The organism is Colwellia sp. 6_MG-2023, from assembly GCF_030547765.1.
Taxonomy (GTDB): domain Bacteria; phylum Pseudomonadota; class Gammaproteobacteria; order Enterobacterales; family Alteromonadaceae; genus Colwellia.
Map to the genome: position 1 here is coordinate 34,172 of NZ_JAUOPP010000020.1, position 20,344 is coordinate 54,515.

Consider the following 20,344-nt stretch of genomic DNA (forward strand, 5'->3'; position numbering starts at 1 on the left):
CAATGATAAGTAAGCTAGAAAATAATGTTGATAATCCTATCGCACAAATTATATTTGCTCATGGTGCTGGCGCAGATATGCATCATGATTTTATGCAGCAAATAACTGATTTATTTAATCAGGTTAACATTAATGTATTAAGATTCAATTTTCCTTTTATGGATAAACGTATTGCGCTTGGAAAGCGCTACCCGCCTGATAGAATGCCAAAGCTAATTGAGTGTTATAAAGACGTTATTAATGACTTAGTCACTACAACTAAAAGCGTTAAACCGTTACCTTTATTTATTGGCGGTAAATCAATGGGTTCTCGTGTTGCAGCAACCTTAGCAAGTGATGATGATATTTTAGATAAAATACAAGGTGTCTTTTGTTTAGGCTATCCGTTTCATCCAGCTAAAAATACTGAAAAATTGCGATTGGAGCCATTAAAAGAGACACAAAAAAAAGTGCTAATAGTACAAGGTGAACGTGATGCCTTAGGCTCTGAAGATGAAATTATGAATTATGAGTTATCTAACTTGTGTCAGTGCGTTTTCTTAAACGACGGCGATCATAGTTTAAAACCAAGAGTGAAATCAGGATTTACCCACGCTCAACATATGCAAAGTTCAGTTGACATTATCAAACAGTTTATTCAGGAAAATACCCAAAATGAATAAAGAGGCGCAAATAGGACATCATAAGACGAGTATAATAAAATATTTAATGATTTTTGTTGGCGTTAGTGGCTGCTTTTCTGTACTATTCGGCGCTTGGCTTGCTCACGCAGGACAGGCGTTATCTGTTAACGTGCAATCAACATTAAAAACAGCATTACAATATCAGTTATTTCACACTTTAGCTCTTTTAGCAGCATTAATTTGGGCTATAACTAACTTACCCATTAGAAAACCCTCTAATATATTGTTAGCTGCTTGTGCCGGTTTTGTGATTGGTATTATGTTTTTTAGCGGTGGCATTTATATTAAAACATTTTTCAGTTTTCCCATTATTGGTAAACTAACGCCATTTGGCGGAATATCATTGGCAGTTGCTTGGTTACTCTTGTCAATTGAAGGTAAAAACAACTTATGACTTCTATCGTATTATATTGTCGACCAGGCTTTGAAAAAGAGTGTGGCGCTGAAATTCAAGAAAAAGCCGCATGGAATGAAATGTATGGCTATTTAGAATTAAAAAAGAATCAAGGCTTAGTCTTTTTTCATCTACAAGTATCAGAGCATGGTGAAGCTTTATTAAAAAAATTGCCACTTAAACGTCTTATTTTTACGCGTCAATGGTTTGTGACCTTAACTGAAAAGATTGACTTACCGGATTATAATCGCGTTGAAGCTATTGTTGAGTCATTAGGAAAGGAATGGCAGTATGATGATCTGCGCATGGAAATGCCAGACACGAATGATGGTAAAGAATTAAGTAAGTTTTGTCGGAAATTGGCGGTACCATTACGACAAGGACTTCGTAAAGCAAATATATTAACGAATAAAAAAACTGACTTTAAAGCAGAGGAAGGCGGTGCGGTATTACATGCATTGTTTTTATCTGGCCAAGAAGTTATTTTAGGGTTTTCGTTGGCAGATAATAGTTCGCCGCATGTTATGGGAATTCCGCGTCTTAAATTTCCAAGCCAAGCCCCTAGTCGCTCGACCTTAAAACTTGATGAGGCCTTTTTATACTTCATTCCGCGAGAAGAATGGGATACTCGTTTAACTTCAGGAATGAATGCTGTTGATTTAGGCTCTGCGCCTGGTGGATGGACTTATCAACTTGTGCGTCGAGGCATGATGGTTACGGCTATCGATAATGGTCCTATGGCTGAATCGTTAATGGAAACAGGGCAAGTAAAGCATAAAATGATGGATGGCTTTAAATACCTTCCAATGAAGAAAAATGTTTATTGGCTTGTTTGTGATATGATTGAGAAACCACAAAAGGTTGCTAAATTAATGAGTGAATGGCTATTAGATGGTCATTGTAAAGAAGCTATGTTTAATTTGAAGTTACCTATGAAAGGTCGTTACCAGCAAGTCAATGAAGATTTACAAACAATTAAAGATGCGTTTGCTAAGCATCAAGTGAAGTATGAATTATATGCAAAACATTTGTATTATGATCGTGAAGAAGTCACGGTGCATGCAAGACTAATCTAGTAATCTAGTAATCTAGTAATCTAGTAATCTAGTAATCTAGTTGAAAGTTGCGAGTAATATAGACTCGCAACTAATTTGTTACTTTAAGTGTTTATTTACAGTCTTTCTAATAAAGCTTCAGTGAAATCAGTTGTACCATGCGTACCACCTAAATCACGAGTTGTACGATCGCCAGTAGCAATAACATCTGTTAATGCGTTTCTGATTTTTTCTGCTTTATCACTCATTTCTAAATATTCAAGCATTTGTAATGCAGCTAAAATAACAGACGTTGGGTTAGCTAGGTTTTTACCTGCAATATCAGGAGCACTACCGTGAACAGCTTCAAAGATTGCGCAATCTTCACCAATGTTTGCACCTGGTGCCATACCTAAACCACCAACTAAACCAGCACATAGATCAGATAAGATATCACCAAATAGGTTGGTAGTAACGATAACGTCAAATTGCTCTGGATTCATGACTAACTGCATACAACAGTTATCAACTATCATTTCAGTTGATTCAATGTCAGGGTAGCGTGCTGCTACTTCACGAGCTACTTTTAAAAATAGTCCTGATGTTGACTTTAAAATGTTAGCTTTATGTACCGCTGTTACTTTTTTACGACCTTCTTTGCGAGCTGTTTCATAAGCGAAGGTTAAGATTTTTTCAGCACCGTCACGAGTAACGATACTCATAGCTTCTGCTTGTGTTCCATCTTCAGAAACCGTTTGACCTGCACCAGAATACATACCTTGAGTATTTTCACGTACAGTTAAAATATCAATGTTTTCATAACGTGCTTTTGTGCCTTTAAAAGACAAAACTGGACGTAAGTTTGCGTAAAGCTTAAATTGTTTACGTAATGTAACATTAATTGAAGTAAATCCTTCACCAACTGGTGTAGTTAATGGACCCTTTAATGTTATTTTGTTTTTTTCGATAAGATCCATGGTTTCTTGTGGCACCAATTCGCCATGGTTTTCTAATGCAGTTAGGCCCGCATCGGCAAATTCATAGGTAAAGTCACAACCAGCTTTATCTAAAACTTTAATTGTTGCTTCTATAATGCTTGGGCCAATCCCGTCGCCAGGGATTACTGTAATAGTTCGTTTGGTCATTTTTTTTGCCTTGTGATAAAAGGGAGATACTAAGCTTTAAGTATTTAATAAATAATGTTATTTATTGTTCATAACGTATTAACTAGAGATAATTATCTAATTAATACGTCTATGGTGTGCTTTATATCATGTAAGTATTTGTGATACGTATTCGATATTTCTATTTGCAATATTCATGCGATGAATGACCAGTAAAGTGGTCATATATAGAGCTAAATAAAACGACTCTAAAAGGTAATCCAGAGTGTATCAAGTTTACGTTAGTCTACATTTAACGATTTATTATAGCATATTGGATGAATATATTAGATTATGTTTTTATTAAAAAATTTAATTAAACACAGTGTTAATATTTCAAAAAAACGATAAAAACTATTGATAACTTTCAATAATTCCCCAGTTTTTAGGATAATTATCTCCTAAACCAATTTCTTTAAGGGCGCCGTTGACAAATAATAAGAAAGTACACTCATCTTGCGTGGTAATGCCATCAGACTTTACATGCTGTGTACGATAAAACATTACTTGAAATTTATCTGCTGCAACTTTTTTAGCTTCGGTAATATCTGGGCTACCAAGTTGTTCTATTGCTTGCTCAAAAGTGAACTGTTCAAGTTGTAATTTTGCTATAAATTGTTTGTTATAAGCTTCCCTGTCTTCCCATTGCATTTTATCAGGACTATCATCATAAAATGAAACAACGAGTAAAACGAAAATTCCGTATGCGGCTAATGCAAGAAATATACGAGTAATAACCTTTTTATTCATTGTGCCTCTTGTCTTATTATTTTTTATAAATTGTTATTGAAATGATAACTAGTTATTGATTTAGTTTAAAGTGCTTCTTGTTTATTTAGTTTATTGCCATATTCGGGGTTAGTTTTTTTTAACCTAATATCTTTAAGGTTAAAGCCTAGGGGAATACTTCGTTTAAGTGTGAGTAACTTTCTATTTAATGTAATTTGTTCTTCACTTGCATCGAGTTTCTCTTTGATAGAGGGTTTAAGATCATTACTGGTCAGAATGGCATTAAGGGAGCTATATTCATTGAGTAAGTTAGCCGCGGTAATTTGACCAATACCTGCAACGCCAGGGATCTTATTTGTGTTATCACCTGTTAATGTCCAAAGATCAACTAATTGTGTTGGTTTTATATCAAACTTTTCTTTAACATAGGTTTCGTCTAAGTAACGACGATTGAAATAATCATAAATATTAATGTTCGGACTTAATAATGGGAGAAAGCCTTTATCGGTAGAAACAATCGTGGCATTTTGTCCATGTAATGCCATTTTAGTTGCCAATGTTGCGATCAGATCATCTGCTTCATCTTCTTCAGACAGTAATGAATCAACACCTAAGTTAAGGAAGGCATCCTGGATATTGGGAAGCTCATCAGCTAAGTGGCGAGACATTTTCTTCCGGCCTTTTTTATAGTCAGGGTATAGCTTGTAACGCCAACAAGGGTTTTGACTATCAAATACCGCTAGCGCGTGACTAGCTTGATGAGAGCTCAAGATGTTTTCCAATGCTTTGTTACAGGCTTGTTGGGTGTTAAATAATACTTGTTGCTGTGTTTTTTCTGCTAATTCACCATCAAGTTGATTTTTACTTTGGACAAATGGGCGCTCTTGAACGGCATAAATTCGTCGGATTAAGTTAAGGGCATCAATTAATACTAAATGAGCTGACACGTTTACCCCTCTAATACTTTATAACAAGGTATATATTTACTGCCGGGTAATTTCATTCGTTCTTGGTCAACAAATGAAGAGAGCAATTTATCCATTAATGTCATAATTTTTTTGTCTCCTGATATTTGAAAAGGCCCATGCTCTCTAATCGCTTTTATACCATCCGATTTTACATTTCCGGCTACAATACCAGAAAATACACGACGTAAATTTGCAGCAAGCTCAGCAGTAGGTAAGTCATGACTAATATTCAACTCAGACATGTTTTTATGATTTGCTTCAAATGGTTGTTGAAAATCATGCTCGATAACTAAAGACCAATTGAAGTGAAAAGCATCTCCTGTTTTTGTGCGATAGGCAAGCACTTCTTTTAATTTGATTGACATAACTTGTGCTACTTTTTCTGCATCATCAATAATTATTTGATAAAGGTTTTGTGCTTTTTTACCTAATGTAGCGCCGATGAACTCATCAATTTCTTTAAAATATTCACGGGCACTTTCTGGGCCAGTTAAGATAATAGGTAATATTTGATTTTTATTTTCTTCATTTAACAAAATACCTAATATGTAAAGGAGCTCTTCAGCGGTTCCTGCGCCACCTGGAAAAATAATGAGACCATGTGACATTCGTACAAATGCTTCTAAACGTTTTTCTATATCTGGCATAATGACAAGTTCATTTACGATAGCATTAGGTGGCTCTGCTGCGATAATGCTTGGCTCTGTTAAACCAATATATCGACCAGCTTTATTTCGTTGCTTAGCATGGCCAATTGTTGCACCTTTCATTGGACCTTTCATGGCACCTGGCCCACAACCAGTACAAATATTAAAGTCACGCAACCCTAGCTGATAGCCGACAGATTTAGTATATCTATACTCATCATTTTTAATTGAATGACCACCCCAACAAGTAATTAAACGAGCTTCGGTCTCAGGTAAAATAGTATTGGCGTTTCTCAATATACCAAAAGTCGCGTCAGTTAGAGAGTCAGGTGCACAATGCATATTTTGGTAAGGATTGTGTATATATAAAATATCACGGAGAACAGCAGATAAATGTTCGCGAATACCTCTAATTATTTTGCCATCAACAAAGGCATTTGCAGGTGGGTTTTTAAGGTCAATTTTAACACCTCGCTCACGCCTGAGTACTTCTATCGTAAAATCTTTATGTTGCTGATAAATCACTTCTGCATCATCGGTATGACTCCCCGCATTAAGTACTGCGAGTGAGCAACTTCGATAAAGATTGTAAAGTTCGCTAGTTGAAGACTGTTGAAGTTGATCCACTTCTGCTTGCGACAGTATATTCATGTTTCCGACAGGGTTAAGCTGAGTATGCATGTAAAATTCCTTTGTTTTTCTTCGGCTTTGGAACGACCAAGACTGTATGAGTTGTGCTTTTAATTAAGCGTAAATAACTTGGTTTTTACCTTGGGTTTTAGCTTTGTACATGGCTTCATCGGCGCGCTCAAATGCGGTATGTATATTATCCTCTTGAGATATATGGGTAGCCCCTATAGATAAGGTGATGCTTACTTTATTATCTTTAAATTTGAAAGGTAAAATGGAAACATTCTTATTTAAAAAGTTTAATTCTTTAACTAATTCATCTTCTTTATGATTTTTATAAATCAATACAAATTCTTCTCCACCATAACGTGCAATAAAGGCATCTTTATCAGCCTTCTTTTGTATCGTATTGGCGATAACCTGCAAGGTTTTATCACCAGCTGTGTGGCCATAATTATCATTGATACTTTTAAAGTCATCTATATCGATAACAGCAAGTGCTAAATTAAAAGGTTTATGATGGAAAGCAACCATCGCTTGAGTAAAATATTCATCAAAAGCGGCACGATTACTTAATTTGGTTAAAGCATCTTGCATACTTTTACGCTTTTGTTCGGCTAATTTACTTTCATATTCTTTACTTTTTTCTTCAAAAGCTTCTACTTTTTTAACCATTTTACTTAATTGGCTAGCCAGTTCTTCCTGGTTTTGTAGCTCTAGCTTTGTTTTTTTCTCTAATGTTTTTGCTATATTAATTATCTTACCATTGATATCAACTTTAACTTGTTCTAACGAAAGTGCTGTTTTGACCGAGCCAGCCATATCTAATAATTGACCTTGCAATTTTTGATTAATTTTAAGGTTAGTGTCTTGTGCGGTCTTACATGTCGAAAGTGTTTCTTTTACCGCATGCTGTACTGTCGTTAATGTTTCACTTAAGGTATTTAAAAAGTGTTTTGCACTATTTCGTTCATGCTGTAAATCGGCAAATATTACATCAAATATTTCAATAAATCGTAATAACACATCATCATGAGTTGTGTCTTTTAGCAAATTTTTATTAATTTCCAATAATTCTTTACTGTACTGTGTAGAGAGCTGTAATTTACTTAAGCAACTGGATATTTTACCGATAAGCACGCTATTAATAGCCGGTGTTGCGTTTGTTGTAGCGCTAATATCTTGTGTTAATTCTTTGGCGGTATTTGATGATGAAACACTTGATTTTGATTGTAGAGCAATACTATAAAAAGCTAAAAGCTTACTTACAAGAGGAGCATATTGAGTGATACTTTCTTTGGTTGACTGACTTTCTTGTAACAAGGTTCGTAATTTTCTCCGCAAGTCACTCGGTAATCCTTGTACTTTTTGTAAACTCTGTCCAGCGCTATTAAACTGAGTATGCAATTGAGAAATATTTTTTTTATTGGTTGTCGTTTGTTGTTGTAATAACGTTGATATTTCATTAATTTTTAATTCAATATCAGATACTGGCGCTGATTTTGTCAACAATATTCGAAGTTGAGCGAGTCGATTATCTAATTTTATATCGACGCCTTTGGATACTTGAGATAGTTTATTAATAAACTCTATTAGCATACTAGATTGCGCTTTAAAGTCTTCTTCAAGTGAAGCTCTAGATGCTATTGCTGCATTAAGTTTTTTTTGTAACACCTTTGATTCATTAACAGCAACAGTTTTAGTATTCATATCCTTAGTTAATCCTTCTATTTTATCTTTTTTTACTAAGCAATTTGATTATGCCCTTAATTATTAATAATTTACAGTAACAACAACATTATCAATAGATTTATTATAAATTATGTGTAAACACATGACTATACTGACTTAATCAGATTCACGTTTGCTTAACGTAAATTAAGCCGTTAAATTACAATAATATTATTTACTACTTTCTACTTTATAAGAAGTTTAGTTGAAAATTATTAAAATATCCCTGTTATTTTGAACGGTTTTATTATTGATTATTACCTTTTTAAAGTATCGATAACAAGCTTACGTTTTATACAGTATTGGTACAGGCTAATGAGGTAGCGATCGATATAATGGTTAACCAAACGTAATATAGCTATGTTAATTTTGACAGATTTAATACCAATCAAGCTACCTTTTATTTACCTCAATGGAGCTGGCAATATGCAACCTTATAAAAATATGTAACAGATCATGGAATAGAAACTTAATTTAACACTGATAATTAATATTGTGAGTGTTACTGCCTTAAGGTTCTTGCTGTTGGAGCACAAGCTATATGTGTGCTTCTAAAAGGGTTTATATCTAATCCGCCACGACGAGTATAACGAGCAAATACCGTTAATTTTGATAATTGACAATATTCTTGTAAATCACAAAATATTCGTTCAACACATTGTTCATGAAATTCATTATGTTGACGAAATGATATTAAGTATTGTAATAAAATACTGTGATCTATCGGAGCGCCTTCATAACTAATATAAACACTTGCCCAATCAGGTTGATTGGTAATTAAGCAATTAGACTTTAATAAATGGCTAACAAGGTTTTCGCTTTCTGTTTTGGCAGAAGAGGCTTCTGAAGTTATGTCTGTTTGCGCATATTTTAGTAGCTCAGCTGTATATTGATAATTATCTACGGTGATATCAGCTTCATCAATACAAATAACGTCTTTACCACTCACTTTAATGGCCAGAGCAGGGCATTGCTCAACTGGGAATAAAGTTACTAGTGCTTGAGCACCTGCGGTTGCAGATAAATCTTTGATCAATATATTTTTAACTTCGTCAAAACTAGAGAATTTACTTTGGTTAAAGCTATTCAAATATAATTTAAATGATTTTGACTCGACTAAATTCGGGCTTGTGCAAGGAAAACGAAATTCTGCGACAGCGACAATAGGTTTGCCTTTATTATTTAACCAAGATAATTCATATCCGTACCAAACATCTTCACCTATAAAAGGTAATGTATTTGAAACAAGTGATAAATCATCTCTATTTAAGCTTCTTGGTACACCTTGTAATAGATTTGGGTTATATTCACTACAATATTCGGTTGCTTTACCAAGCGTTAAATTTTTTAATTCTTTTGAATTTTGGTAGGTTGCCATAATTTTCTTATTTTATATGAAACTTCATAGACTATTTTAAAGGATCTCTGAATTAGATGACATCATCAAATCAAACTAAACTCAATTTAGTAGACATTTTGCAACAATTTTCTAAGCAGTATGTAAAAAATTATCAAAACACCTATTCTCACCCTCCGAAAGTAGAGCAAGACGAGCAATGGCTTTCACCTTGTGAAGATGCATACACTGACATGTCCACTGAATACAAAGCGCTATCTTCGGGGGAAGTCTATTGGCGACCGGTTAATATAGAAAAGGTGCAAGAGTTAAACTTTGATAATGTTGAAACCGCTTTAGAAATGACTTTGCACCCAGATATCAAAACATACTTTACGACTTTATACAGTGAAAATCTTGATGCTACCTGTGAAGAAGGTAATTTATCTTTGTTATTTGCGTGGAATCGGGATGACTTTCAGCGCTTACAAGAGAACTTGATTGGCCATATTTTAATGAAGCAGAGGTTGAAACAAGCTGAAACTGTTTTTGTTGCTGTCACGGATGAAGAAGATATGATCATCTCAGTTGAAAATGACACTGGAACAGTGTGGGTTGAGCGTGTTGGATGTAAGCCTCATAAAAAGCTAGCTGATTCACTTGCTGAGTTTATAAACACACTGACCCCTATAGTGCCTCAATAGTAATAGCGCGACCTTAATATAATGAGTAATATTAAGGTTAAAAGCACATGTTATTAATTTACCACTTAAGTGATTATTTAAGTATTTGTTTTATAAGGGCTTTTAATTCTAATACTTCTTCTTTTAAACTTGTTAATTCATCACGGACGTCTTTCTCAAAAGATCTTTTTTCTGTTGGTGGATTATCCGTTTTACATTCAACATCAGTATGCTTTTCTTCAGGTAACGAGATAAAGCTTGGTTCATGCTGCCAATTTTTTAATACTGATATTATGGTAGGTAAAGGAACTTTTTTATTTAACTTGGTTTTAATTAGTGCAACGCTTGGTTTATTGCCTTCATTTGCTATTTTATTAGCAACGATTGAAATTTCATCATTTATTGTCATTTTGATTAATTGTCTTTGTAATATTCACTATATTTTAGCCAATGTTACTATTTATGTCAGTTGTTATTTTTAGTTTTTCTATTTTATTTAATATAATCAGTTGGTTATGTTTTTTTGTGTTGTTGGTTTGTTTTTTGCTTTATTACGTATGAAAGTATAATTCTATTAGGAGTAAATATGAAAAAATCATTGTTGGCATTACTTATTGTTTTACCGTTAACAACAACGTTAACTGGCTGTGTTATCTCAGTAAAAGATGGTCAAGTAGATCATTCAATTATGGGGGATAGTGAAGACAGAAGTTATAAAAACCGTAAAGTTATAGCACAAGTTCAACTCGGTACAAGTGTTGTCGATATGCAAGAAAAGTTAGGTGTTGCTGATTTTTCTGAAACTTACACTTACAATGAAAAAACTATTCGTGTTTTATATTATAGAAGTCAACGCAAGCATAAAGATGGGTTAACGACTAAGGATGAATGTACTTATTTAGAATTTGTTGACGGTACATTAACTCAAACAGGTAACGGTGACGAATATAAAAAATTACTATAATTAAAAATAGCAATACACCGAGCAGTATATTAAATGAAATAATATTGGTATGACATGATGTTATACCAAGTTATTTTATATTTATAACCCTGCACTATAATTATGACAGTTGAATTTTATTTACCTATTATTAAAAAAACTGGTATGGTGAATATAGGATAAAAAAAATAAATATAATTGTTGGATTGGAGAACTTGTATGTCAGCGACTGTTTCGGTAGATAGTGAACTTGATATAAAGGCAACTTACCTTAGTGCAGAGAACCTTAAAGTAGCGGCTTCGCTCCTTTTTCAATCCTATCATGATGACCCTGTTTTTTTAGATATATTCAACAGTGACAAAGAAGGTTATGAGCAAAGATTAAGAGCATCAATCAGAGAAGAGTTAAACGCTTTCTGGCAAGCTAAGCAACCCATGGTAGGTTTGTATTTGGGCGAGTCGATGGTAGGTGTTGCTTGTTTGAATAGTCCAGATGATAGTGTAGGTACGGAAAGATTCTGGCATTGGCGTTTAAAAATGTTGCTAAGTGCTGGATATTTAAGCACTAAACAGATGATAGAAAAAGAAAAAGTTGTCCTTGCCTCTATCCCATTAAAAAAATTTCATATGTTATCCTTTATTGCTATTCACCCTTTGCATCAACATCATGGCTTTGGTCATTATCTAATGGCAGCAGTAAATACTGTTCTTGAAGAGCATAGTGATAGTGAAGGTGTTGCAGTTTATGCAACATCAGGAAAGTTTAGAACTTTTTTTGAAGATGCAAATTATAAATTTATTAAAGATTTAACTGTTGGTAAAGTTTCTGGTGCTTTAATGGTACATTACAGAGAATAATTAGCTGCTTAACCTTTATCTTTTATAATGTCATGAGCTTGGTTAGACCAGTCTTTTCTATTACGCTTGTACCAATTCAATCTTCTGGTACAATCAGTTTTATTAATTTATCTTTTTTAGGTCGTTTACGAATATGGTTATAAAAGCTCAAAGCCCTGCCGGATTTGCCGAGCAATATATTGTTGAATCAATTTGGAATGGTGGTTTTCCTCCTGGTTCAATTTTACCAGCAGAGCGTGAATTATCAGAGCTAATTGGTGTAACTAGAACAACCCTTAGAGAAGTACTACAGCGCTTGGCTAGAGATGGTTGGTTGACTATTAAACATGGAAAACCAACAAAAGTGAATAACTTTTGGGACACGTCAAGTTTAAATATTTTAGAAACGCTAGCGCATCTTGACCAAGAAGGTGTTCCTGATTTAGTGGATAATCTCTTATCAGCTCGTACTAATATCAGTGCTATTTATATTCGTGGTGCTATAAAAAACAATCCTAAGAAGACTATTGAATTGTTGAGTGCTTATACTGATATTGAAGATAATGGTGAAGCATTTGCTGAGTTTGATTATCAACTAAATAAAGAATTGGCAATAGCCTCAGAAAATTCTATTTATTTACTAATATTAAATGGTTTTAAAGGATTGTATTCGCGCATTGGTAGTTTGTATTTTGCGCACCCAACAGGACGTGAAATATCAAGGGCTTATTACCAAAAGCTTATTGAACTAGCGAACGAAGGACGTTTTGATGATTCTATTTTTGAAGTTCGTAAGTACGGCATAGAATCTGGAAAACTTTGGGCTGAATTAAAGGATGATGTGCTTAAAGAGCTTACTGTAGATTAATCATTTTATTTACACACATTTAAGCAAATAGACAATTTAGTTATACTATTTGCTTTTATTATGAATACACAGTTTAAATTATAAAAGAATCACCCCCTCCCATTACTAATATAGTTATTCAAATTAGGTCTTTATTATCTATAAACATGCATTAGAACAATGGATTGCTCATTAATTATTCGTTTGAGTTGTTTACTTCAAACTCTTGATTTTAAAATTTGCGTAATATGATTTTTTTACTACACTCACTTTATTATGTATAAAAAAATTGTTGATTAACAATAACTAGAAGGCAAATATGGATTTATTTAAAACATTATCGATTCGCTATAAAATACTTTTAATCCCATTTGTTGGGGCTATTGGGTTCTGTGTGTATTTAGCTATAACACTTATGGCTATGTCTCACATAGTGACACAATTAGATAAGGCATATCGTATCGAATATCAGTTATTACAAACATCTGAATATAGCCTTGTTAGGCTGGATAAGTTGAAAGAAACGTTAGGTAATGCTGCAACTATGGGAGAAACCGATTTACTTGATGCTGCTAATACTTATGCGCAAGAAACTCGTGATAAACTTCAAAATAATATTCAGTCAGATGCAGAGAATGCGAATTATTTACGCTCGTTACTCAATGATTTTAATGAATATTATCAATTAGCTTTTGCACTTTCAAGTGAGATGGTAGATGGTTCTGCTGACTTTTCTACGTTAGGGAAGCGAAGTCAAGCAATGTCCGAAAAGCTTACTAATTTGCAAAATAAATTAAATACCTTTCGCGCAGAGCGATATCAATCTTTTACTCAAGCGTTTGAGTCTGTTAATGAAAAGGCAGAGTCAAATACCACCACAGGTATGATAGTTGGCGCTATTACTATCTTATCGTTGTTTGCTGTTGCTATTCCTGTTGCGAGAACAATTAGTTCAAGTTTACAAAATATTATTCAGTCAATGAAAGGTATTGCCCAAGAGAATGGAGATTTAACTGTTAGGCTTACCACTAACAGTAAAGACGAAATAGGTGAGTTAGTTCTATGGTTCAATAGCTTTATTGAAAAACTACAAGGTGTTATTAAAAATGTAGTAGATACCGCTTTACCATTAGCTGAAACCGCAAATACAATTTCGCAACTATCGAGTAGTACCATCAGCTCGTTTAACCGCCAATCAGATAGTGTTATTCAATCAAGACAGTCGGTCGAAGAGATGAGCCAAAGTGTTGCTGAAATTACGACTAATGCAGCAGATGCAGCTGATGCAGCCAAAAATGCAAATATAGAAGCTGAAAAAGGTAAGGACGTTGTTGAGCAAACGGTAATAGGTATTAGAACTTTAGCCGAAAATGTAACGCAAGCAGCAGAAACTGTGAATCAATTACAGGAAGATACCGATAGGGTAAATGTTGTGCTTGAAGTCATACGTGGTATTGCTGACCAGACCAACTTGCTAGCACTTAATGCTGCTATTGAAGCGGCAAGAGCAGGTGAACAAGGCCGTGGTTTTGCTGTAGTTGCAGATGAAGTTAGAAATCTAGCATCACGCACACAAGAATCTACAGAAGAAATTAATCAAATGCTGGGGCAGTTACAAGGTGCAGCTAAAAAAGCGGTAACTATGATGGAAAGCTCACGCACGAGTGTTGAAGAAAGTGTGAAAACGGCTATTGAAGCCGGTGATAGCTTAGTTGTTATAACGGATACAGTTAATGTTATCGCTGATATGAATGGAGCAATAGCTGTTGCAACAGAAGAGCAACATCAAGTTTCTGGATTGATGGTTGGTCATGTTGAAGATATTCAATCTTGTGCTGATGAAGCCTCTAAAGCATCACGTGAAATTGGTGATGTAAGTGAGCAACTAACGATTTTGGCTTCAGCGTTAGAGTCTGTAGCTCGTCAATTTAAGGTCTAATTTTTAGCTATATTGCTATTTAAACTAAGAACAATAAGTAATATTTAATAATAATAACTGTAGTTTCAATAAAGCAGTAAACGGATTTAACATAACTCAACATAATGATAGGTATATTATAATGAAGCATAATAGAATAGCGCTTGCGCTAACAGGTATTTTATTAGCAGGTAGTGCCAATGCTGAAATCACATTAAATGGTTTTGCTAGTATTGTTGCTGGTGTTACAACAGCAAGTGATGAAAGCTTATATGGCTATGACGATTCAATCGATTTTAGTCCTGATTCACTATTTGCTTTACAAGCATCAAGCGATTTAGGCGAAGGTTTAAGTATTACCGCCCAAATACTATCCCGAGGTGCCGATGATTGGGATCCTAAATTTGAATGGGCTTATGTTGGTTATCAAGTCAATGATAATTTGAAAATATTGGCTGGTCGTCAACGTATACCTTTTTATATGTACTCTGATTTTTTAGATGTGTCTTATGCTTACCCTTGGATTACTCCGCCAAGAGGAGTTTATGACGTACCTTTTGATACCTTCGATGGGATTGCCGCTATATATTCGACGCAGCTTGGTGATTTTGATACAACACTACACGCTATTTATGGTGGTAATAATTCAGATATAGAAGTGTTCGATAATGAGAGTAGTGCTGATTTTACAAATTTTGCAGGTGCCTCGTTAACGTTAACACGTGATTGGCTAACACTTAGAGGTGCTTATTTCCAAACAGAAATGAATATTGATTTGTTGGCTATTAAACCTTTAGTAGATGGTTGGAATGGATTAGGCCAAAATCATATTGCTAGTCAAATTGATATAGCATCAGATACCAGTGAGTTTATTGAGCTTGGTTTCCAACTTGATTTTGACCAAATTATTTTAGTAGGTGAATACTCTTCATTATCATTAGATGATACAGCTTTACCTGATCAAGAGTCTTATTATTTGATGGCCGGTTATCGATTTAATAATATGATGGTACATGTAACTTATGGGGTTGATGAAGATGACCAAGATCCTATTACGTTAAACTATCAAATACCAGGTATACCAGATGGCACGGCATTTGAATCTTTACCTGTAGACTTACAAACTTTGATTTATGGTACCGAAAGTTTAGATACCGCGACAGATGAAGACACCAGTTATATCACATTAGGTCTGCGTTGGGATTTCCACCAATCTGCGGCATTAAAATTTGAATATACCTCTTTTAGCGACGATCTCGATAGTAATAGTGACTCAGGCTTGTTTAGAACAGCATTAGTAACTGTATTTTAGGAGTTGAAAAATGAAATTTTTAAAAAGTACTCAAAGTAAACTTTTATTATGTACATCTGTTTTTTTTCTTAGTTTCTCTTCTATAGCTGATGTTGCGGTTGTTGTTAACTCAACTAACGCTGATATTATTGATGATAGTGATATAGCGCGAATTTTTATGGGCAAAATGAAAGCATTTCCAAGTGGTGGATCCATTGAACCGATTAATTCAGTTTCAGGTAGTGCAGTACGCAGTGAATTCGAAGAAAAAGTATTAAATAAAAGTTCAAGTCAGATGAAGGCTTATTGGTCTAAATTGATCTTCTCAGGTCGAGGTAAGCCACCAACAGAATTAGGGTCAGATGCTGAGGTATTAAAACATATCGCTGCTAATGCCGGCGCTATTGGTTATGTTGATGCTGCGAGCGTTGATGCATCAGTGAAAGTATTAAAAACCTTTTAATTACTTGTAACCTAATAGTCTAAATGTACTGTTGTTTAAAAAAAACGAGCTTAGTTAGCTCGTTTTTTTATTAAAAATTTCAGCTAATAGCTATTACGCTGAGAAATTTTTGCTAGCAAAATCCCAATTAGCTAGTGCGTAAAAACCTTCCATGTACTTAGGACGAAGATTACGGTAATCGATATAGTATGCATGTTCCCATAAATCAACAGTAAGTAATGGGGTAACACCTTCGTCTGTTAATGGTGTTGCAGCATTAGAAGTGTTAACAATCGCTAAGCTACCATCTGCATTTTTAACTAACCATGTCCAGCTTGAGCCGAAGTTATTAATTGCACTGTCAGTAAATTTTGCTTGAAATTCAGCAAAAGATCCAAAGCTAGCAACAATAGCATCTGCTAAAGCACCGGTAGGTTCACCACCGCCATTAGGGCTTAAACTATTCCAGTAAAAAGTATGGTTCCATATTTGTGCTGCATTATTAAAAATGCCTGCTGAAGAAGTTTTCACTATTTCTTCTAATGATTTGTTAGCAAACTCAGTGCCTTCAATTAAACCATTTAATTTCACTACGTAAGTATTGTGATGTTTTCCATAATGAAACGATAAAGTTTCTGCAGAAATATGTGGTTCTAGGGCATCTTGTTCGTAAGGTAATGCAGGTAATTCAATAGCCATTGTGCTCTCCAAGTTCTTTGTTTTAAAGTTACAGTGTATTCGTGAATAAAGGGTGTATTTTCCAATAAAACTTGAGTAAAATACTCAGGTATTAAGTTTATACTATTTTGAATAACTAGTGTATAGAGTGTATAAGGTTTCTTTATCTATTTTTCAAGTATATAAATTTATTTTCAAGTATTTATTATATTGAATTGAAAAGTGAAACTTCGTCTCCATTATATTTCTAGTGTCAGTTTTACTAAGAATTCAGCTCAGTATAATGAGTATTATTTTTAGAGGTTATTATTTTAGGGGTTATCATGGAAACTATCGAACGTATTAAAGAACAAATTAGTGAGAATACAGTGTTATTGTATATGAAAGGCTCACCAAAACTTCCAAGTTGTGGTTTTTCTTCACAAGCATCTCAAGCCTTGATCTCATGTGGTGAACAATTTGCCTATGTTGATATTTTACAAAACCCTGATATCAGAGCTGAATTACCAAAATATGCAGACTGGCCTACATTTCCACAACTTTGGGTTGAAGGTGAATTAGTTGGCGGTTGTGATATTATCATGGAAATGTTTCAACAAGGTGAGTTGCAAACTTTGATTAAGGAAGCATCAGCTAAAAATGCTTCTGAAGAAACAAGCGCAGAATAAATTTATCAAGAAGTAAATTGATAAGATAATGAGCTGTTATTCATTATTTTCAATATAAATTCTTAATTATTAATAATAGAAAGGAGCACAAAATGAGTGTATTAGTTGGTCGTCCAGCACCAGATTTTACTGCAGCGGCAGTGTTAGGTAGTGGTGAAATTGTTGATACTTTTACGTTAAGTGAAGCAATTAAAGGTAAAAAAGCTGTTGTGTTTTTCTACCCGTTAGATTTTACTTTTGTATGTCCGTCAGAGCTTTTAGCTTTTGATCACCGTATGGAAGAGTTCAAAAGTCGTGGTGTTGAAGTTATTGGTGTTTCAATTGATTCACAATTTTCTCATAATGCATGGCGTAATACACCTGTAAATGAAGGTGGTATTGGTCCAGTACAATATACTTTAGTTGCAGATACTAAACATGAAATTTGTAAAGCATATGACGTTGAACATCCTGAAGCAGGTGTTGCTTTCCGTGGTTCATTCTTAATTGATGAAGAAGGTAATGTACGTCATCAAGTAATCAACGATTTGCCACTTGGCCGTGATGTAGATGAAATGCTACGTATGGTTGATGCATTACAATTCCACCAAGAGCACGGTGAAGTATGTCCTGCAGGTTGGAATAAAGGTGATAAAGGTATGACAGCTTCTCCAGATGGTGTTGCAGCTTACCTTACCGATAACGCTGATAAACTTTAATCGTTTTTAAGCGACTAAATTGACAATTATTTCAACTTTTTTTAATTATTGTCACTAAAAATCATATAAAAAAGCTAGTGTTTATGACACTAGCTTTTTTTATGATTTGCTATTTACTCTGCTGGTATAGCTAAAGGCCAGCCACCTAATTCATGCCATTTATTAACAATATGACAAAATAGCTCGGCAGTTTTCTCAGTATCATAAATTGCGGTATGTGCCTCACTATTGCTAAAATCAATTTCAGCAGCTTCACAAGCTTTTGCTAGTACAGTTTGACCTAATGCTAGACCGGCTAATGTGGTCGTATCAAAACTCACAAAGCTATGGAAAGGACTACGTTTAATGTTACAACGTGCTGTTGCGGCATTTAAAAACCCTAAATCAAAAGCTGCATTATGAGCCACAATAATTGCGCGCTGGCACCCTGCAAGCTTCATTTTTTTTCTGACTAATTTAAACAATGTTTTTAAGGCCACATCTTCGTCAACAGCACCACGTAATGGGTGTGTAGGATCAATCCCTGTAAATTCAAGTGCTTTAGGCTCTAGGTTTGCCCCTTCAAAAGGATGAACATTAAATTGTATGGTTTCATCAATTGATAACTTACCTGAAACTTCATCTAATGATAATACAGAGGCTGCAATTTCAAGTAAGGCATCAGTTTGGGCATTAAAGCCACCTGTTTCGACATCAATAACTACAGGGAAATAACCACGAAATCGTTGTGCTAATAATGGTTTACTTATTTCTTTATCTTCTTTTACTTCTACAGTATCTGACATATTATAAATTTGGCTTAAGAGAAAACTTGGATGAGTAATTATCTCAGAAAATTATTGTAAACACGATAGTAATACTTACCTGATTACATTTATGAGTCGCTTATAATCTAAATGTGAATTTAGTTTGGTTTTTTAGTAATATTTAATTCGGTATAAAAATAATAAATTAGTGATAAAACACTAAAATAACGAAAAAATAGAGATAAAGTGTTAAAGTAATTTTAGTTTGAGACGATATAACTAATGTCATTAATTAATTATGTAATCAATATTATGAAAATATACTCTCCAAATACATATAAATTGTTCTTCTCTTCATCATTTTTTATGACAGCTTCTATCGCCTTGTATTTCATGTTTTTCGTAACACAGGCGCAAGCTAATATTCGACAATACAGCGCTGATCTTAATAGTTCAAAATGGCAACTTGCTGATGACTCTCGCTTACAATGTACGTTATCACATCAAATTCCTAATTATGGACAAGCACGTTTTTCAGCAAAAGCAAGTCGTAAACTGAATATGGAATTTGAGCTTGATATGATGCTTCTACCTGATAGCTATTCGCTTGCGCAAGTACGAAGTGAGTCACCTAGCTGGCGTCCTGGCTATGGCGGAAAAGTTTTAGCGAACATGAAGCTTCAGAAACAATTCAACCCTAGTTTACCTAAGAAGGTTGCTTGGACTATGTTAAGTGAGTTAGAGCAAGGAATGAGTCCAACTTTTTATTATAATGATTGGTATAGTGAAGACGATGAAATATCTGTTGGCTTATCAACCGCACGTTTTAAAGGTGCATATAAAAATTTTGTTGCTTGTGTCGGAAATTTATTAAATTACAGTTTTGAAGACATCGCTTTTACCGTATTAAATTATCAATCAAATAGTGAGCAATTTACGAAAGCATCGCAACGACGTGTTGATATGATCAGAGAGTATTTAAGTTTAGATCCTAAACTAGAACTAGTATTGGTAGATGCGTATTCAGATAGTTATGGTGCCCGTTGGCCTAACCTTAAACTATCTGAACGTAGAGCGCTTAAAATACGTGATTATTTTGTCAAAAATGGAATAGATGCAAGCCGTATTGAGGCCAAAGGTTATGGTGAAAAACGTCATATATCTTCTAATGCCTCAACACTCGGACGTGGTAAAAACCGTCGTGTAGTCATTCAAATGCAAAAACTTTAAAGTCGACCTATTTATACAAAAGCCGATTGTAAATATTTCTTTATACTC

Annotated in this window: 22 protein-coding genes; 13 read left to right on the top strand and 9 right to left on the bottom strand. The window is 34.3% G+C overall.

The features are described 5' to 3' along the window. Nucleotides 1–2 precede the first annotated feature (2 nt). From Q4503_RS13105 to rlmM, 3 genes are read left to right on the top strand one after another with little or no spacing between them, the layout of a single operon-like run. Nucleotides 3–662: an alpha/beta family hydrolase gene (locus Q4503_RS13105; RefSeq protein WP_303602540.1), complete on the top strand. Its 660-nt coding sequence runs from the start codon at nucleotides 3–5 to the stop codon at nucleotides 660–662. Continuing rightward, nucleotides 655–1,077 (top strand): DUF423 domain-containing protein, encoded by a 423-nt coding sequence (locus Q4503_RS13110; protein WP_215972753.1) that lies wholly within the window; start codon nucleotides 655–657, stop codon nucleotides 1,075–1,077. Before Q4503_RS13105 ends, Q4503_RS13110 begins: the two co-directional genes overlap by 8 nt. Beyond that, complete coding sequence (rlmM, locus tag Q4503_RS13115; protein WP_303602541.1) at nucleotides 1,074–2,153, top strand: 23S rRNA (cytidine(2498)-2'-O)-methyltransferase RlmM; 1,080 nt, start codon at nucleotides 1,074–1,076, stop codon at nucleotides 2,151–2,153. The genes Q4503_RS13110 and rlmM overlap by 4 nt, the downstream gene beginning before the upstream one ends. 95 nt (nucleotides 2,154–2,248) lie before the next feature. On the opposite strand, the gene Q4503_RS13120 is transcribed toward rlmM, so the two are convergent. The 6 genes from Q4503_RS13120 to queF all read right to left on the bottom strand — a co-directional run bounded on the left by Q4503_RS13120 (nucleotide 2,249) and on the right by queF (nucleotide 9,357). Next, nucleotides 2,249–3,256 carry an isocitrate dehydrogenase gene (locus Q4503_RS13120; protein WP_215972751.1) on the bottom strand — a complete coding sequence of 336 codons (1,008 nt, stop codon included), beginning with the start codon at nucleotides 3,254–3,256 and terminating at the stop codon, nucleotides 2,249–2,251. A 372-nt stretch (nucleotides 3,257–3,628) separates the two neighbouring features. Continuing rightward, on the bottom strand, nucleotides 3,629–4,024 hold the full coding sequence (locus Q4503_RS13125) for a DUF3192 domain-containing protein (protein ID WP_215972750.1): 396 nt from the start codon (nucleotides 4,022–4,024) through the stop codon (nucleotides 3,629–3,631). A gap of 65 nt (nucleotides 4,025–4,089) precedes the next feature. After that, nucleotides 4,090–4,950 carry a flap endonuclease Xni gene (gene xni / locus Q4503_RS13130; RefSeq protein WP_303602542.1) on the bottom strand — a complete coding sequence of 287 codons (861 nt, stop codon included), beginning with the start codon at nucleotides 4,948–4,950 and terminating at the stop codon, nucleotides 4,090–4,092. A gap of 2 nt (nucleotides 4,951–4,952) precedes the next feature. Beyond that, a complete protein-coding gene (ppnN, locus tag Q4503_RS13135) occupies nucleotides 4,953–6,299 on the bottom strand; it encodes a nucleotide 5'-monophosphate nucleosidase PpnN (protein WP_215972748.1) in 1,347 nt (448 codons plus the stop codon). Between the two features lie 63 nt (nucleotides 6,300–6,362). Next, nucleotides 6,363–7,958 carry a GGDEF domain-containing protein gene (locus tag Q4503_RS13140; RefSeq protein ID WP_303602543.1) on the bottom strand — a complete coding sequence of 532 codons (1,596 nt, stop codon included), beginning with the start codon at nucleotides 7,956–7,958 and terminating at the stop codon, nucleotides 6,363–6,365. A gap of 523 nt (nucleotides 7,959–8,481) precedes the next feature. Next, nucleotides 8,482–9,357 carry an NADPH-dependent 7-cyano-7-deazaguanine reductase QueF gene (gene queF / locus Q4503_RS13145; RefSeq protein ID WP_303602544.1) on the bottom strand — a complete coding sequence of 292 codons (876 nt, stop codon included), beginning with the start codon at nucleotides 9,355–9,357 and terminating at the stop codon, nucleotides 8,482–8,484. Nucleotides 9,358–9,413: 56 nt separating this feature from the next. Here queF and syd point away from each other — a divergent pair, with 56 nt between their 5' ends. Continuing rightward, nucleotides 9,414–10,019: a SecY-interacting protein gene (gene syd / locus Q4503_RS13150; protein ID WP_215972745.1), complete on the top strand. Its 606-nt coding sequence runs from the start codon at nucleotides 9,414–9,416 to the stop codon at nucleotides 10,017–10,019. 73 nt (nucleotides 10,020–10,092) lie between these two features. Here the strand turns inward: syd and Q4503_RS13155 are convergent, their stop codons facing one another. Beyond that, on the bottom strand, nucleotides 10,093–10,407 hold the full coding sequence (locus Q4503_RS13155; protein WP_303602545.1) for a hypothetical protein: 315 nt from the start codon (nucleotides 10,405–10,407) through the stop codon (nucleotides 10,093–10,095). Between the two features lie 177 nt (nucleotides 10,408–10,584). Between Q4503_RS13155 and Q4503_RS13160 the strand changes: the two genes are divergently transcribed. The 6 genes from Q4503_RS13160 (at nucleotide 10,585) to Q4503_RS13185 (ending at nucleotide 16,297) form a co-directional block, all read left to right on the top strand. Further along, nucleotides 10,585–10,962 carry a DUF3192 domain-containing protein gene (locus Q4503_RS13160; protein ID WP_215972743.1) on the top strand — a complete coding sequence of 126 codons (378 nt, stop codon included), beginning with the start codon at nucleotides 10,585–10,587 and terminating at the stop codon, nucleotides 10,960–10,962. 198 nt (nucleotides 10,963–11,160) lie between these two features. Then, nucleotides 11,161–11,799: a GNAT family N-acetyltransferase gene (locus tag Q4503_RS13165; RefSeq protein ID WP_215972742.1), complete on the top strand. Its 639-nt coding sequence runs from the start codon at nucleotides 11,161–11,163 to the stop codon at nucleotides 11,797–11,799. 133 nt (nucleotides 11,800–11,932) lie between these two features. Continuing rightward, complete coding sequence (gene fadR / locus Q4503_RS13170) at nucleotides 11,933–12,646, top strand: fatty acid metabolism transcriptional regulator FadR (protein WP_215972741.1); 714 nt, start codon at nucleotides 11,933–11,935, stop codon at nucleotides 12,644–12,646. A 298-nt stretch (nucleotides 12,647–12,944) separates the two neighbouring features. Then, entirely contained in the window at nucleotides 12,945–14,564 is a 1,620-nt protein-coding gene (locus Q4503_RS13175; RefSeq protein WP_215972740.1) for a methyl-accepting chemotaxis protein, read from the top strand. 121 nt (nucleotides 14,565–14,685) lie between these two features. Then, entirely contained in the window at nucleotides 14,686–15,855 is a 1,170-nt protein-coding gene (locus Q4503_RS13180; protein ID WP_303602546.1) for a porin, read from the top strand. Between the two features lie 10 nt (nucleotides 15,856–15,865). Then, a complete protein-coding gene (locus Q4503_RS13185; protein WP_252727446.1) occupies nucleotides 15,866–16,297 on the top strand; it encodes a phosphate ABC transporter substrate-binding protein in 432 nt (143 codons plus the stop codon). Nucleotides 16,298–16,390: 93 nt separating this feature from the next. Here Q4503_RS13185 and sodB read toward each other — a convergent pair whose 3' ends face one another. Continuing rightward, nucleotides 16,391–16,975 (bottom strand): superoxide dismutase [Fe], encoded by a 585-nt coding sequence (gene sodB / locus Q4503_RS13190; RefSeq protein ID WP_303602547.1) that lies wholly within the window; start codon nucleotides 16,973–16,975, stop codon nucleotides 16,391–16,393. 302 nt (nucleotides 16,976–17,277) lie between these two features. Here sodB and Q4503_RS13195 point away from each other — a divergent pair, with 302 nt between their 5' ends. Both Q4503_RS13195 and Q4503_RS13200 read left to right on the top strand, forming a co-directional pair. Continuing rightward, nucleotides 17,278–17,622 carry a Grx4 family monothiol glutaredoxin gene (locus Q4503_RS13195; RefSeq protein ID WP_252727445.1) on the top strand — a complete coding sequence of 115 codons (345 nt, stop codon included), beginning with the start codon at nucleotides 17,278–17,280 and terminating at the stop codon, nucleotides 17,620–17,622. 92 nt (nucleotides 17,623–17,714) lie between these two features. Then, complete coding sequence (locus Q4503_RS13200; protein ID WP_215972737.1) at nucleotides 17,715–18,320, top strand: peroxiredoxin; 606 nt, start codon at nucleotides 17,715–17,717, stop codon at nucleotides 18,318–18,320. Between the two features lie 113 nt (nucleotides 18,321–18,433). On the opposite strand, the gene rnt is transcribed toward Q4503_RS13200, so the two are convergent. After that, nucleotides 18,434–19,105 carry a ribonuclease T gene (gene rnt, locus Q4503_RS13205; protein ID WP_215972736.1) on the bottom strand — a complete coding sequence of 224 codons (672 nt, stop codon included), beginning with the start codon at nucleotides 19,103–19,105 and terminating at the stop codon, nucleotides 18,434–18,436. Between the two features lie 327 nt (nucleotides 19,106–19,432). On the opposite strand from rnt, the gene Q4503_RS13210 reads away from it, so the two are divergent. Next, nucleotides 19,433–20,296 (top strand): OmpA family protein, encoded by an 864-nt coding sequence (locus Q4503_RS13210; RefSeq protein WP_215972765.1) that lies wholly within the window; start codon nucleotides 19,433–19,435, stop codon nucleotides 20,294–20,296. Nucleotides 20,297–20,344: the final 48 nt, after the last annotated feature.

Bases quoted from the DNA above. Each gene is read 5' to 3' on its own strand.
- Q4503_RS13105 (WP_303602540.1), top strand. From the start codon at position 3: ATGATAAGTAAGCTAGAAAATAATGTTGATAATCCTATCGCACAAATT.
- Q4503_RS13110 (WP_215972753.1), top strand. From the start codon at position 655: ATGAATAAAGAGGCGCAAATAGGACATCATAAGACGAGTATAATAAAA.
- rlmM (WP_303602541.1), top strand. From the start codon at position 1,074: ATGACTTCTATCGTATTATATTGTCGACCAGGCTTTGAAAAAGAGTGT.
- Q4503_RS13120 (WP_215972751.1), bottom strand. From the start codon at position 3,256: ATGACCAAACGAACTATTACAGTAATCCCTGGCGACGGGATTGGCCCA.
- Q4503_RS13125 (WP_215972750.1), bottom strand. From the start codon at position 4,024: ATGAATAAAAAGGTTATTACTCGTATATTTCTTGCATTAGCCGCATAC.
- ppnN (WP_215972748.1), bottom strand. From the start codon at position 6,299: ATGCATACTCAGCTTAACCCTGTCGGAAACATGAATATACTGTCGCAA.
- Q4503_RS13140 (WP_303602543.1), bottom strand. From the start codon at position 7,958: ATGAATACTAAAACTGTTGCTGTTAATGAATCAAAGGTGTTACAAAAA.
- queF (WP_303602544.1), bottom strand. From the start codon at position 9,357: ATGGCAACCTACCAAAATTCAAAAGAATTAAAAAATTTAACGCTTGGT.
- syd (WP_215972745.1), top strand. From the start codon at position 9,414: ATGACATCATCAAATCAAACTAAACTCAATTTAGTAGACATTTTGCAA.
- Q4503_RS13155 (WP_303602545.1), bottom strand. From the start codon at position 10,407: ATGACAATAAATGATGAAATTTCAATCGTTGCTAATAAAATAGCAAAT.
- Q4503_RS13160 (WP_215972743.1), top strand. From the start codon at position 10,585: ATGAAAAAATCATTGTTGGCATTACTTATTGTTTTACCGTTAACAACA.
- Q4503_RS13165 (WP_215972742.1), top strand. From the start codon at position 11,161: ATGTCAGCGACTGTTTCGGTAGATAGTGAACTTGATATAAAGGCAACT.
- fadR (WP_215972741.1), top strand. From the start codon at position 11,933: ATGGTTATAAAAGCTCAAAGCCCTGCCGGATTTGCCGAGCAATATATT.
- Q4503_RS13175 (WP_215972740.1), top strand. From the start codon at position 12,945: ATGGATTTATTTAAAACATTATCGATTCGCTATAAAATACTTTTAATC.
- Q4503_RS13180 (WP_303602546.1), top strand. From the start codon at position 14,686: ATGAAGCATAATAGAATAGCGCTTGCGCTAACAGGTATTTTATTAGCA.
- Q4503_RS13185 (WP_252727446.1), top strand. From the start codon at position 15,866: ATGAAATTTTTAAAAAGTACTCAAAGTAAACTTTTATTATGTACATCT.
- sodB (WP_303602547.1), bottom strand. From the start codon at position 16,975: ATGGCTATTGAATTACCTGCATTACCTTACGAACAAGATGCCCTAGAA.
- Q4503_RS13195 (WP_252727445.1), top strand. From the start codon at position 17,278: ATGGAAACTATCGAACGTATTAAAGAACAAATTAGTGAGAATACAGTG.
- Q4503_RS13200 (WP_215972737.1), top strand. From the start codon at position 17,715: ATGAGTGTATTAGTTGGTCGTCCAGCACCAGATTTTACTGCAGCGGCA.
- rnt (WP_215972736.1), bottom strand. From the start codon at position 19,105: ATGTCAGATACTGTAGAAGTAAAAGAAGATAAAGAAATAAGTAAACCA.
- Q4503_RS13210 (WP_215972765.1), top strand. From the start codon at position 19,433: ATGACAGCTTCTATCGCCTTGTATTTCATGTTTTTCGTAACACAGGCG.